Origin of the sequence: Nostoc sp. CENA543 (genome assembly GCF_002896875.1) — a bacterium.
Taxonomy (GTDB): Bacteria; Cyanobacteriota; Cyanobacteriia; order Cyanobacteriales; family Nostocaceae; genus Trichormus.
Window position 1 is genome coordinate 5,562,147 of the sequence record NZ_CP023278.1, and the last position, 12,742, is coordinate 5,574,888.

Sequence of the window (12,742 nt, forward strand, 5' to 3'; positions counted from 1 at the left end):
CCTGGTTTACAGAAATATACATTATACATAAGAATGATATTTTAACCACCGTAAAATTTCCTGAATACGGACAACTAAGACTGTCAAAAGGAAAAGCACTAATAAGAGGAGAGAAACAGCGATGAGGGATTCTTATCTGTTGGCAGTAGGTTTGTTAACAGGATTGGCAATACCGGCATCAGCTTTTCCACAATTGTCAATTAAATCGCCGGATAAACATAATTCCCAGTGGGTGACAAAACAAGACTCACAGACAATCACAGATGCCAAGCATCACCTCAAACCGAATGTATCACCTCCAGAATTTAGCCGCAAATTATTACAAACACAAGCAAATTTAAAACTACAAACAAATCAAAAATTGTTGTCTCAACTGCTGAATTTTTCCTTACCGGAATTAAGCAGTCAAATTTTACTGGCTTCCGAAGCTTCTGAGCCAAGGGCTAGTGAGAAGAAACTTTTAACTGAACAAGATTTATCAATATCAATAGACTTATTATTTAACCCCAGTCATCAAACAGTAAATTTACTGTTAACTTCTGGCAATCAACTTTACTATCAAAGGCTGGCGGCACTGAAAACTGGTCAAATTTACACCCGTGCCGACATTGAGCCAGAATTTGCAGAATCAAAAGGAAAACAGCAATTAACTTATGAAGATTGGAAAAGTTTACTAGCTTTAGAGGCGAAAGCGATCGCCCAAGGTCAAGGTAAAAATCGTCTCAGTATCTTAGTGGGTGATTCCTTGAGTCTGTGGTTTCCCAGGAAGAAACTGCCCACAGGTAAATTATGGCTAAATCAGGGTATATCTGGCGATACTTCTGGCGGCATAGTGAAACGATTAGGCGCATTTTCTCAAACTCGCCCAGAAGCAATTTATATCATGGCTGGGATTAACGACCTCAGAAAAGGTGTCAGCGATGAAACCATATTGCAAAATCACCGCCGGATGATGCGTAGCTTAAGGCAAAATCACCCCAAGGCGCAGATATTTGTGCAATCTATTCTACCGACTAATGTATCCACAATCTCTAATAGTCGTATTCGTCAGCTTAACGTCAAAATTGCTCAAATTGCTAAACAAGAAGGAGTGAACTACTTAAACATTCATAACTGGTTTACCGATGCAGACGGCAACTTGCGCTTAGATTTAACTACAGATGGCATACATTTGTCTCCTGACGGTTATGATGTGTGGCGATTTGCCCTCCAACAAGTAGAATTCAAACTTTCTCAAACAAGAAACTGAGCATTTTAGGCGATTTAATAGCAGATTTATGGAAGCTACCGATAACGATTTTATTGCTATACGCTCCGTTATAGAAAGACAACTAGCAGCATTTCAAAAAGATGATGCTCAAACTGCTTTCGCCCTTGCTAGCCCTGGAATTAGAGAGCAGTTCCAAAATGCAGATAACTTTATGCGGATGGTAAGCATAAGTTACCCAGCCGTCTACCGCCCCCGTTCAGTATTTTTTGAGAAAATCACCACCATTCAAGACAACATCACTCAGCCGGTTTTATTACTAGCACCAGATGGTAAGCCCTTAAGAGCCTTATATTTCATGGAAAAGCAACAGGATGAATCTTGGAAGATTAACGGCTGTATTTTAGTTTCTGTGGAGGCGGAGACTATTTAGGCAATAGTCAATAGTCATTAGTCATTAGTCATTAGTCATTAGTCATTAGTCATTAGTCATTAGTCATTAGTCATTAGTCATTAGTCATTAGTCATTAGTCATTAGTCATTAGTCATTAGTCATTAGTTAGCATCGGCTAAACACTGCACTACAGCTAACAGCACTTATTACTCATTACTCATTACTCATTACTCATTACTCAGCACTCAGCACTAACTCCCCACTCGATTAAGGACTTGGTTTAATTTGCCACTCCGGTAGCCTTCTAAGTCTAGGGTGACGTAGATAAAGCCGAATTCTTGGAAGGCGGTGACTATAGATTGTAAGTCTGTTATCAGGACGAAATCTTTGATTTTTTCTGGTGGTAGTTCGATGCGTGCTGTGTCGCCTTCGGAACGGACACGCAAATTTTGCCAGCCTAGTTTGCGTAGGTAAATTTCGGCTCTACCGACGCGTTGTAATTTAGCTACGGTAATTTCCTCACCATAGGGAAAACGGGAACTCAGACAAGGTTGGGCTGGTTTATCCCACCAGGGTAAACCTAGCTGTTGGGAAAGTTGTCGGACTTCTAATTTGGTGACACCAACTTCTGCTAGAGGCGATCGCGCGCCTCTTTCTTTGGCGGCTTGAATTCCTGGGCGGTAATCATGTAAATCATCAGCATTTACCCCGTCTACCACATAGGGATAACCCAACTCTAAAGCTAGGGGTTTGAGGTGATCGTGCAGTTCACTTTTGCAAAAATAACAACGATTTACAGGGTTAGCGGTGTAATTGGGATTTTCCATTTCATTGGTTTGAATAATCTGATGCCGAATCCCAATTGTTGCGGCTTGAATTTTCGCGTCTTCCAATTCTTCTGGTAACAGCGAAGGTGAAACAGCCGTCACAGCCAAAGCGCGATCGCCCAAGACATCATAGGCAATTTTAGCTACCAAAGTGCTATCAACACCACCAGAATAGGCAATTAAAGCCTGCCCCATCTCTGTAAATAAAAGTTTTAGTTTCTCTAGTTTTTCTGTCGGCATAGTCAATAGTCAATAGTCATTAGTCATTAGTCATTAGTCATTAGTCATTAGTCATTAGTCAACACTCAACACTCAACACTCAGCACTCATTAGTTTTTCTTCCTCTGCCCAATGCCCCATGCCCCATGCCCAATGCCCCATGCCCAATGCCCAATGCCCAATGCCCAATGCCCAACGCCCCATGCCCAATGCCCAATGCCCAATGCCCAATGCCCTAATCTACCTGAATGTATTTTGCTACTAAATCAGCTAAGAGTGATAAGTCAATGGGTTTGGAGATATATTCGTTGAATCCGGCTGAAAGACAGATTTCGCGATCGCCTTTCATGGACATGGCTGTTTGGGCTATAATGGGGATTTGCTGATATTCTCGGTTAGCCCGTAACTGTTGGATTAACTCCAGTCCGTTGCTATCGGGTAGGCGTATATCCATTAAGATAACAGCTGGCTGCTTGTGGTTGAGTGCATCCCACATTTCTTGTTCGTTTTTTACCCAAGTTACCTGATAGTCTAATTTCGTCAGGTGAATTTGTATCATTTCACCGTTAGGTAAATCATTTTCCACTAGTAAAATGTCTCTACAACGGCTGGGGATGATGGGTAAGGGCTGTAAAGATGCTGGGAATTCTTCCTGTTGGATTTCTGGAGGGAGAACTGATCCTTGTGGCTTCAGTGGTAAAGTAATTGTGAAACGAGAACCGCTATTAATTTCTGACTCTACTTCAATATAACCTTGATGAATTGCTGCTAGTTTTTGAGTTACCGCTAAACCTAAACCAGTACCTTCATATTGCCCTGGTGAAGAATTAGGAATTTGAAAGTAGGGTTGAAAAAGTAGAGATATATGTTCTTGGGATATCCCTGTGCCTGTATCCCAAACTGTGAAATGCACAAATGAATTTTGCTGTATCACTTTTAAACCTACAGTGCCTTTGCTGGTAAATTTCACAGCATTAAATAGCAGATTCAAAAGCATCTGTTTGAGTCGTAAAGGATCAGCAACTAGGGTTGTGACGTGAGGATCGATTTCCAAAGTTAATTTCAAACCCTTGTTACCAGCTTTTTCTTTCACTAGTGTGAGTAGATTCCGACATAATTCTGGCACATCGACTTTTTCCCACTGCACTTCTAGCTGATTAGCTTCGATTTTGGACAAATCCAAAATATCGTTGATTAAGGCTAAAAGATGCTTCCCACTAGATTGAATGATGTTTAGATATTCACGGTGGCGTTCTCTGGTGGGATCGTAGCCTTGGGCTAAAAGTAAGTGGGTAAAGCCGATAATCGAACTTAATGGGGTGCGAATTTCGTGGCTAGTGTTAGCTAAAAACTGATTTTTGAGTTGATTTGTCCGTTGTAATTCTTGATTTAAGTCGTGGAAATGCTGCGATCGCTCTTGTAAAGTTTGTAGATGTTGACAGTGAACCCATGCTTGTACACACTGATGAACGGCTTTTTCGATAAACCGTAAGGTGGGCGCATCGGTGAGAACTTTCGCTTGGGCGTTGGGTTTGCTTGTACCTATAACTAACCATCCGATCAACCCGACTGATTCGTCAGACAATTTCCAAGCTTGGGGGAGTTGTTGAGTTGTTAAATCTTGTAAATCGCCGAGTTGAATTGCTGCTTTCAATTCTAGGTTCAGTTGTTTCCCATTTTTCAGTGTTAACTTCGCCACCGACGGACGAGATTTAACAGATGGGGGACAAAAAATATAGTAAACTTTACCAACTGTATCTTGCGGTTGGCACACAGCAACAGTTACGCCGCCATTGTTTAAAGCCGCGCCAATTTCATCCACCATAATTTGCCAAATTTCTGCTGCGGGATTGTTGCTGGTGGAGACACCCTTAACTACCGCTAGCAAGCAATCATTCAGGCGAATTTGTAGCTGGTTCAAGCGGCTTTCCAGCCATAACTCAGCCCGAAGTTGTGGGATTGTGGCATCTACCTGTGAGTTGTGTTCTGGTAAGCTTGAATACTGCTGCATGGTCAGCCAGACCGTGGGACAAGTTTAGTTACGCAAAAATTGCGAATAGGATGCTATGTATATTAGCTCACAATTCTTTAATGTCGATAAATCATAACTGATTAGTGTCGATAATCACCGTATAGCTAAAAACATTATTTTCAAATTAACCATTACACATGAATCTTAACTGACTTTTTTAGATAAAAACTGATGGATACACAAATTATTCAACTTATTGTCAACGGCATTGCTGTAGGAAGCATTATTGCTTTAGGTTCGGTTGGATTAACGCTCACTTACGGGATATTACGGTTGTCAAATTTTGCTCATGGTGACTTTTTAACTTTGGGTGCTTATTTGACATTATTCGCCAATACTTTGGGCATAAATATTTGGCTGTCTATGGTGTTAGCAACTGTAGGTACAGTCTTGGCAATGCTGTTATCAGAAAAATTATTGTGGTCAAAAATGCGCTCTATTCGTGCTAATTCCACCACACTCATCATTATCTCCATTGGACTGGCTTTATTTTTGCGTAATGGCGTAATTTTAATTTGGGGTGGCAAAAATCAAAATTACGATTTACCTATTGCTCCAGCGTTAGATATTTTGGGCTTGAAAGTTACACAAAATCAAATTTTGGTTTTGGCTTTGGCAGTGGTGGTAATTTTAGCCTTACATTATCTGCTGCAAAATACCAAAATCGGCAAGGCGATGCGGGCTGTGGCGGATGATTTAGATTTAGCTAAGGTGTCAGGAATTGATGTTGATCGCGTTGTGTTATGGACTTGGGTAATTGCAGGTACACTAACATCCTTGGGTGGTAGTATGTATGGCTTACTGACAGCCGTACGCCCGAATATGGGATGGTTTTTAATTCTGCCTTTATTCGCCTCGGTAATTTTAGGAGGGATTGGGAATCCCTATGGTGCGATCGCCGCAGCTTTTATTATTGGCATCGTACAGGAGGCTAGTACCCCTTGGTTGGGTTCACAGTATAAGCAAGGTATTGCGCTTTTTATCATGATTGTGGTGCTGCTCATTCGTCCCAAAGGTTTATTTAAAGGAACGATGTGAGCAACACCATTGGGCAAACAGGGCAAACAGGGCATTGGTTATTCTTCTTCATACCCTATTGTCTAAGCCCCATGCCCAACCCCACTACTCGATGATGTGGAAGTAGTAAGCCGCTACCAACAAGTTAACAGCTAGTAACAATAATGCCCAACCTGTACGGAAAGTATAGGGTGGTTTAGCACCAGTTTGAGCAACGGCGGGGTTTTTGATTTTAGCCATTGTGGGATACTCCAAAAATGTCATGACTGTTTCAGAAATACCAAATAGAGAGACAATTTATCAAAATTCTTTAAAAATATTTGTGTGAGCTGGCGATAACTGCAAAGATTCCTAAGAAATACGGGGATTAGGGATTGGGGACTGGGGACTGGGGATTGGGGATTGGGAAAAAACTTCTGATAACATCCTTACCCAAACCCTTACACCCCTACACCCCCATACCCCTACACCCCTACCCTCTTACACCCTATCTTCACCCTCATGAATCAATTCATCTCGCGAATGCAGGCGGTGCAGTCGCCAATTATTCCCGTCGTTGGGGAGTTAATTCAAAGTTCTCCAGGGACAATCTCTTTGGGACAAGGTGTGGTTTCTTACAATCCTCCACCAGAAGCTATAGAACTTTTACCCCAATTTCTCAGCGAACCCACAAATAATTTATATAAAGCTGTTGAGGGGATTCCGCCTTTATTGGCTGCATTGACGAAAAAATTAGTTGAATTTAATCACATTGAGCTCAACACAGATAATTGCATTGTGGTGACGGCGGGAAGCAATATGGCATTTATGAATGCGATTCTGGCTATTACTTCCCCTGGGGATGAAATTATTTTAAATACGCCTTATTACTTCAACCACGAAATGGCAATTACTATGGCTGGTTGTCGTGTGGTGTTGGTAGAAACTGATGAAAATTATCAACTGCAACCAGCAGCGATCGCACAAGCCATTACACCCAAAACTAAGGCAGTTGTGACTATTTCCCCTAATAACCCTACAGGGGTAGTCTACTCAGAAAATTTACTGCGTCAAGTCAATGAAATTTGCCGCAGTCACCAAATTTATCATATTAGCGATGAAGCCTATGAATATTTTACTTACGACGGTGTAAAACACGTTTCCCCCGCATCATTTGTTGGTAGTAGTGAATATACAATTTCCTTATTTAGTCTTTCCAAAGCTTATGGGTTTGCCAGTTGGCGAATTGGCTATATGGTAATACCCAAACATCTGCTTGTAGCGATAAAGAAAGTCCAAGATACGATTTTGATTTGTCCACCAGTGGTGTCTCAATATGCAGCCTTGGGAGCATTGCAAGCAAAAGACGAGTATTTACAGGAAAATATTGGTGCGATCGCCCAAGTCCGGCAGATAGTTTTAGAATATCTACAACAGCTACAAGGCTTATGTACCATCACTCCCGCTAACGGGGCATTTTATTTCTTCCTCAAAGTTCATACACAAATAGATGCTTTTGAATTAGTTAAACGACTTATTAAAGAACATCAAATTGCAGTCATTCCAGGGACAACATTTAGCATGGAAAATGGCTGTTATCTGCGAGTCGCCTATGGCGCATTACAAAAAGATACTGTGCAAGTAGGAATGGCAAGATTAGTTAAAGGGCTAAAAACAATAATTGGCGACTAAAAAGTGAGAAAATACAAATTACAATGTCAAGTAGTAAGTTGCTTATTATGCCTATTTTTAATAAAATCATTGAAGTCGAAACCACATCAGGAATCAATATTTATAATATCACTCCCCAAGTTAAGGATTTTATTGCAGAAACTGGCATTAAAAACGGTCAAGTATTAGTATTTTCTCGACATACAACCACTGCTTTAGCTATTAATGAAGATGAAGAAAGACTACTAGAAGATATCAAAGTATTTTTAAATAAACTTGCACCAGCATCAGACCGTTACCTCCACAACGACCTACATTTAAGAATTGTGCCAGAAGATGAGCCGATAAATGCTCATTCTCACCTCATGGCAATGATGCTAAATAATAGTGAAATTATCCCTATTGCTGATGGTAATTTAGCTTTAGGAACTTGGCAATCAGTCCTATTCTTTGAATTAGATGGGGCAAGAAAAAGAACTATCTTTCTACAAATATCAGGAGAGTAGTAAAGGCAAAAGGTAAAAGGTAAAAGGCAAAAGGTAAAAGGTAATTTTGTTTTTTACTTATTATTCCCGATGCCCCATTCCCGATGCCCTATTCCCAATGCCCCATTCCCAATGCCCCATTCCCAATTCCCAATTAACCTAAGCTAAATTCAACAAATTCTGTTTGTGTGAACAACATATTTTTATCTATCGCTGATAAAACTTTATTATTCGCATTCTCAGAAGTTAAACAACGACAAACCAATTCTGCTACATCAGCACGGTGAATACTTCCTACAATACGGATATCTTCGGTTAACACCGCATTACCTGTTGGCGGTTCTGATTTCAACCCACCAGGACGAACAATAGTATAAGTGAGTCCGCTAGCAATTAAATGCTGTTCGGCTTTGTCTTTTTCTATTAAAACGGATTGTAATGCGTTTAAAGCTTGGGGAGGCACAGCACCGACACTGTTACCCGTACCGATAGAAGTTACTAAAATAAATTTTTGGACATTCGCTTTTACTGCGATGTCAATCAGATTTTTGTTACCTATATAATCGGGTTTTTCGGTGTCTGAGGGCAACCCGCCTAATGTACTGATAACAGCGTTTACGGCTTTATCCGTAATCATTGCCTTTTCTACATCATCTAAATTTAAGGCATCCCCTAAAACTACTTCCACGCCTATAGCTTCTAACTCGGTACGGGATGTTTCATTTCTCAATAGTGCTGTGACAGCAATATCTTGTTGACGCAGGTAATTGGCAATTTCTCTACCAACACCGCGACTCGCGCCTACTAGGAAAATGTGAGATGTACTTGCCATATCAATTCAAAATTCAAAATTCAAAAAGTCAATAGTCATTAGTCATTAGTCATTAGTTAGTAGAGGTGGGTAGTTTCTGCCTGACAAGTTTGGGTTGGTTAGCTAATAAGCTATTCGTCATTCATTTTTCCAGGCAGGTTTGCTCGTAGTAAGGATTTTAGCCCTGGCTTTATGCAACTTAAATGCTGATTAGCTTAGTCTTGAACAGCGTCACTGATTGAAAATGACAATTAATCACGCCCCCAGGATTGTATCAGAGGTTGGGGAGTATTTATACTTAACCCAAATGCGGGAGGTATTTTGATCAGCGATCGTGCGAATCTAGTTAATACCAAATTGGGATAGGTAGTATGGTTTCGAGATTCTGGAATCAGCTACGAATCCAGGCTTTTCATCCAAAATTTCAAATCTCAAATCTAAAATTGGTACAAGTAAATCCTCTGGGCAAAATTTATGACGCAACAATCACAGGAAGATGTCAGGGTTGCCGCTACTTCTAAAATTTGGGGAATGACGGTTGGAATTATCGCAATTTGTATTCCACTTTCGGCGGTGACTCGCAGTGGCCCTATTTTACCTTTAGCTGCGATCGCAGGTGCAGCTTTTAGTACGGCAACTGTTTGGCACAGTGATGATAAAAAATCACCATCTCAATCTTTTCCTGCTCAACGCATAGAGATATTAGAACAAAGAATTGCCAATTTAGAAACTATCGTTAGTAGTGATGAGTTGGATCTGCACACAAAAATTCAAAAATTAGAAGCGAACAATATTTATCGTGTGCCGATTCAGTCTTCTACCCCAGAAACTAAAACTTAAGATTTACTAATATGTATACTGAAACACAAAATAGTCCCGGTCGCTATTAGTTTCTGTAACACAAAGTTACTTTTAAATTCAGCTAATCGTCATTTAAATTACATCATTATTCATGTTGGCAAAAGTTGTAAACCCTCTCCCTTGCCCCCTGCCCCCTGCCCCTCTGCGGCCTCAATGTGTAAATTAAATGCTTAACAACTGATCTTTGGGAGTCGGGACTGTCTAACCCTCTCCCATAATACTCTCCTTGAGAAATTTAACTGTTTCTAGGGCAACAGTATCTCATTGTTAAGATTAGTTAGAATTGTCGGACATCATTTAAATTCTCAATACTTCAGTCCCATTCTCAATCAAGGGTTTCCATCCTGTTGTATTGGATACTCTCTGCGAACTATACCTTTGATTGTGTTCTATTAGACTGCGAGGATTACGGAATTTTTAATTAACTAGAAGTTATAAACTTGAGTCATTGCATTGGTATAGCTTACCCTAAGTATGCAACATTGTGCCGCAGGAATGCAGATGGATTGGATTAGCTTACTCAAAGCTCAACAGGCTGACTTCCTTCAACGTGTGAAAAAACCCAAAACCTACGATTTATCTTTATTAGAAAGTCAGGTGAAAGGTTGTCACAGCGAAGTGATGGCATTTTGTGGGGAGGCTTTGGCGAAAATTATCGAATTTTCTCGCCAGCAAGCCGAAGTCCTAGCAAAAAATCCGCCTCCCATACCGCCTGAGTATCCCGAACCTCCAGACTGGACGATCCCTTTTCCCACATATTTCCAGCAACAAGCCCAAGATTATATCTTGCGGGAGCAAATTGTTGAGCGCATTATCAGCACACGTCTAGGAAAGTTACTGAAGAAAATTCCCCAAGACACTGTGCAGAATATGCTACTAGATGATGAAGGCAACTTGCGCGGTGAAAGTAAGTTTACTTACTTGTTGACAGATAACCCAAAAGTCAGCGTGCAGGTTTATGTTGCTGATGGTGAAAGTTTTAATGGCATTAAAAAAGATAGAATTCGCTGGACAGTTACCCAAGATGATTTAATCAATCATCAAGTATTAATTTTCCTGTGTTTGTTTTATCCATCCACTGGAAAATTAGGTTATGAAAAACAAGCTGTAATTGCAGGTTTTTTACCTAGTCATCAAGTCGGATTAACAGAACCAAAATTGTATGTTACTCCCAGCAATTTGTTATATGCAGGGGGTTTAAGCTGGTATTTAGAATCACTTTCTTGTAAAAAAGATGTGCAGCAAGATACCTTACCTATAGTGATTGAGAGAACTATCCCTGAAACAATTCAGACTGTATCTTCAGACCATCCAAAAAAGGAAATTGTTGGTGATTGGGAATGCTGGCAAACATTAAGAGGACATACTAAAGGGATTAATTGTTTAGCTTTTAATTCTAAACATGAAAACGGTGTGGTTGTACCAATGTTAGCGAGTGGTAGCCGTGGCGAAACTAAGTTATGGGATTTAAGTAAAGGCGATTTAATTGATACTTTGTCAGAATATCCTTGGGTGATGTCTGGACTCATTGATGAGGTGAGTTCCCTAGCTTTTAGTGCCGACGGACAAATGTTAATTAGTGGTGGTGCAGATTCCACAATTAAAATGTGGCATACCGGCGCACTAGATTTAATTGATATTCTGCACAAACATCACGGTGTAGTGCGGTGCGTCGCCTTCACGCCCGATGGACGAATGTTAGCAACTGGTGGCGATGACAGAAAAATCTTGTTTTGGGATTTGATGAGTCGTCAGGTGAAAGCTATTTTATCTTTAGATGATACAGCTGCCCATTCGTTAGCTTTAAGTCGGGATGGAAAAACCTTAGTTACCGGTAGCTATCGTAAAATCAAAGTTTGGCATACCTCGGAACCTTGGAATAGTAAAAATGTCAAAGACAAAGAGCCTTTACATACTCTCATGGGTCATGCTCACATTGTCCGGGCTTTAGCAATTAGTAAAGATGCTCAATGGCTGGTGAGTGGTAGTTGGGATCAGACGATTAAAATTTGGCATTTGGAGAGTGGGAAATTAATTCGCACCCTCAAGGGACATACAGATAAAGTGTATGCGATCGCTCTTAGTCCTGATGAACAAATTATTGCTAGTAGCAGCGCAGATCAAACTATCAAATTATGGCATTTTGACTCTGGTGAGTTATTAGCTACCTTTACAGGCCACACCGATATTGTCACATCCCTGACTTTTACCAGTTCCGGCGATATGTTGGTAAGCGGTAGTTTGGATAAAACCATCAAAATTTGGCAAAGGAGTTAGATTAATCTAGTTCTGAACTGCGTTGACGAGTCTTTGATACTCGTTTATCTACCTCAAAACTCCGTTGCTCTCAATTTTGTCTTGAAGGTAGACGATGAAACAACCTATTTTTCGTGTTGCTGCTCAATTAGGCGACTGTATGGGGACACAAAATCTTGTGTCCCCATTGTGTATTGTGGGTGGATGGGAATTGCTGTATATTTTGATCTAGTTAATTAGGCTGGGTAATTAGGGACTTCCAACTTAAAAAATATACTATCACTGTGTAGGCAGAGGGGCAGGGGGCAGGGAGCAGGGGGAAAAATAGCAATGTCTTCTCTCGGAAAGTGGATAATTTATTTTCTGGAAGTCCCTTAACCGAGAAGAGAAAATTGAAACTCCCCCAACTTTTTGTTTAAATTTCGCTATGCTCGTTTAAACAAAAAGTCGGGGGATTATCTAAGAAGCACTTAGAAGTATGTACAAGTATTCCTAACAATAAATTCTCAATAAATAGCGGCTATACTTGCCAAAACAGCCTGGGCGGTTTTACATAAACCCATCTGAGTATAGCGTTGCGAAATGAACAATTATTATGAGTAGAACTTTCTGGAAAGTGCTGGGAGTCCTATCATTATTGGCTGGGATTTCCTTGTTGATGCAATCTCCTGGTGTATTTGCGACTCGATCCCCAGATAAACAACTGGAATTTATCATAGGTACAGCAGCCTTAGTAGGATTATGCGGCTTATTTGCGATCGCTTGTTGGTTTCCCCAAAGCCATAAATTTACATTACGGGTGATTGGCTTATTTGGTGTGGTTGCTTGCCTTTTTTCTATATACGATATTTTCCGCGATCGTCATCTCAACTGGGTAGCCATGTTTTCCCGCTTGGCGTTAATTGTCGGGTTGTGGCTACCGGGTTCACTTTACCTCGTCAAAAAAGGGAACATGACAGACTTGTGATATTGCCTTGAACTCA

The 12,742-nt window shown here is 40.6% G+C and carries 12 protein-coding genes; 8 read left to right on the forward strand and 4 right to left on the reverse strand.

Going from position 1 to position 12,742, the window contains the following annotated elements; all coding sequences use genetic code 11:
• Nucleotides 1-121 precede the first annotated feature (121 nt).
• On the forward strand, nt 122-1,249 hold the full coding sequence (locus tag CLI64_RS23220; RefSeq protein WP_103139439.1) for an SGNH/GDSL hydrolase family protein: 1,128 nt from the start codon (nt 122-124) through the stop codon (nt 1,247-1,249).
• A gap of 28 nt (nt 1,250-1,277) precedes the next feature.
• On the forward strand, nt 1,278-1,640 hold the full coding sequence (locus tag CLI64_RS23225) for a DUF4864 domain-containing protein (protein WP_103139440.1): 363 nt from the start codon (nt 1,278-1,280) through the stop codon (nt 1,638-1,640).
• A gap of 212 nt (nt 1,641-1,852) precedes the next feature.
• Here the strand turns inward: CLI64_RS23225 and larE are convergent, their stop codons facing one another.
• Both larE and hrmK read right to left on the reverse strand, forming a co-directional pair.
• Nucleotides 1,853-2,668: an ATP-dependent sacrificial sulfur transferase LarE gene (gene larE / locus CLI64_RS23230; RefSeq protein ID WP_103139441.1), complete on the reverse strand. Its 816-nt coding sequence runs from the start codon at nt 2,666-2,668 to the stop codon at nt 1,853-1,855.
• Nucleotides 2,669-2,882: 214 nt separating this feature from the next.
• Nucleotides 2,883-4,658, reverse strand: coding sequence for a hybrid histidine kinase/response regulator HrmK (gene hrmK / locus CLI64_RS23235; protein ID WP_103139442.1), 1,776 nt, complete (start codon nt 4,656-4,658; stop codon nt 2,883-2,885).
• A gap of 192 nt (nt 4,659-4,850) precedes the next feature.
• On the opposite strand from hrmK, the gene CLI64_RS23240 reads away from it, so the two are divergent.
• Nucleotides 4,851-5,717 carry a branched-chain amino acid ABC transporter permease gene (locus CLI64_RS23240; protein ID WP_103139443.1) on the forward strand — a complete coding sequence of 289 codons (867 nt, stop codon included), beginning with the start codon at nt 4,851-4,853 and terminating at the stop codon, nt 5,715-5,717.
• Between the two features lie 84 nt (nt 5,718-5,801).
• On the opposite strand, the gene psaX is transcribed toward CLI64_RS23240, so the two are convergent.
• A complete protein-coding gene (gene psaX, locus CLI64_RS23245) occupies nt 5,802-5,936 on the reverse strand; it encodes a photosystem I protein PsaX (protein ID WP_103140841.1) in 135 nt (44 codons plus the stop codon).
• A 261-nt stretch (nt 5,937-6,197) separates the two neighbouring features.
• Between psaX and CLI64_RS23250 the strand changes: the two genes are divergently transcribed.
• Nucleotides 6,198-7,367 (forward strand): pyridoxal phosphate-dependent aminotransferase, encoded by a 1,170-nt coding sequence (locus tag CLI64_RS23250; RefSeq protein WP_103139444.1) that lies wholly within the window; start codon nt 6,198-6,200, stop codon nt 7,365-7,367.
• Between the two features lie 47 nt (nt 7,368-7,414).
• Nucleotides 7,415-7,852, forward strand: coding sequence for a secondary thiamine-phosphate synthase enzyme YjbQ (locus tag CLI64_RS23255; protein ID WP_103139445.1), 438 nt, complete (start codon nt 7,415-7,417; stop codon nt 7,850-7,852).
• Nucleotides 7,853-7,985: 133 nt separating this feature from the next.
• Here CLI64_RS23255 and CLI64_RS23260 read toward each other — a convergent pair whose 3' ends face one another.
• Nucleotides 7,986-8,663, reverse strand: coding sequence for an SDR family oxidoreductase (locus tag CLI64_RS23260; protein ID WP_103139446.1), 678 nt, complete (start codon nt 8,661-8,663; stop codon nt 7,986-7,988).
• Nucleotides 8,664-9,116: 453 nt separating this feature from the next.
• Here CLI64_RS23260 and CLI64_RS23265 point away from each other — a divergent pair, with 453 nt between their 5' ends.
• The 3 genes from CLI64_RS23265 to CLI64_RS23275 all read left to right on the forward strand — a co-directional run bounded on the left by CLI64_RS23265 (nt 9,117) and on the right by CLI64_RS23275 (nt 12,726).
• Entirely contained in the window at nt 9,117-9,482 is a 366-nt protein-coding gene (locus CLI64_RS23265) for a hypothetical protein (protein WP_103139447.1), read from the forward strand.
• Between the two features lie 495 nt (nt 9,483-9,977).
• Nucleotides 9,978-11,780, forward strand: a complete 1,803-nt coding sequence (locus CLI64_RS23270; protein WP_225977416.1) for a WD40 repeat domain-containing protein — start codon at nt 9,978-9,980, stop codon at nt 11,778-11,780.
• Nucleotides 11,781-12,354: 574 nt separating this feature from the next.
• Nucleotides 12,355-12,726, forward strand: a complete 372-nt coding sequence (locus tag CLI64_RS23275; protein WP_103139448.1) for a hypothetical protein — start codon at nt 12,355-12,357, stop codon at nt 12,724-12,726.
• The last annotated feature ends 16 nt before the right edge of the window (nt 12,727-12,742 follow it).

Coding starts and splice junctions, on each gene's coding strand:
- CLI64_RS23220 (WP_103139439.1), top strand. CDS start 122: ATGAGGGATTCTTATCTGTTGGCAGTAGGTTTGTTAACAGGATTGGCA.
- CLI64_RS23225 (WP_103139440.1), top strand. CDS start 1,278: ATGGAAGCTACCGATAACGATTTTATTGCTATACGCTCCGTTATAGAA.
- larE (WP_103139441.1), bottom strand. CDS start 2,668: ATGCCGACAGAAAAACTAGAGAAACTAAAACTTTTATTTACAGAGATG.
- hrmK (WP_103139442.1), bottom strand. CDS start 4,658: ATGCAGCAGTATTCAAGCTTACCAGAACACAACTCACAGGTAGATGCC.
- CLI64_RS23240 (WP_103139443.1), top strand. CDS start 4,851: ATGGATACACAAATTATTCAACTTATTGTCAACGGCATTGCTGTAGGA.
- psaX (WP_103140841.1), bottom strand. CDS start 5,936: ATGGCTAAAATCAAAAACCCCGCCGTTGCTCAAACTGGTGCTAAACCA.
- CLI64_RS23250 (WP_103139444.1), top strand. CDS start 6,198: ATGAATCAATTCATCTCGCGAATGCAGGCGGTGCAGTCGCCAATTATT.
- CLI64_RS23255 (WP_103139445.1), top strand. CDS start 7,415: ATGCCTATTTTTAATAAAATCATTGAAGTCGAAACCACATCAGGAATC.
- CLI64_RS23260 (WP_103139446.1), bottom strand. CDS start 8,663: ATGGCAAGTACATCTCACATTTTCCTAGTAGGCGCGAGTCGCGGTGTT.
- CLI64_RS23265 (WP_103139447.1), top strand. CDS start 9,117: ATGACGCAACAATCACAGGAAGATGTCAGGGTTGCCGCTACTTCTAAA.
- CLI64_RS23270 (WP_225977416.1), top strand. CDS start 9,978: ATGCAACATTGTGCCGCAGGAATGCAGATGGATTGGATTAGCTTACTC.
- CLI64_RS23275 (WP_103139448.1), top strand. CDS start 12,355: ATGAGTAGAACTTTCTGGAAAGTGCTGGGAGTCCTATCATTATTGGCT.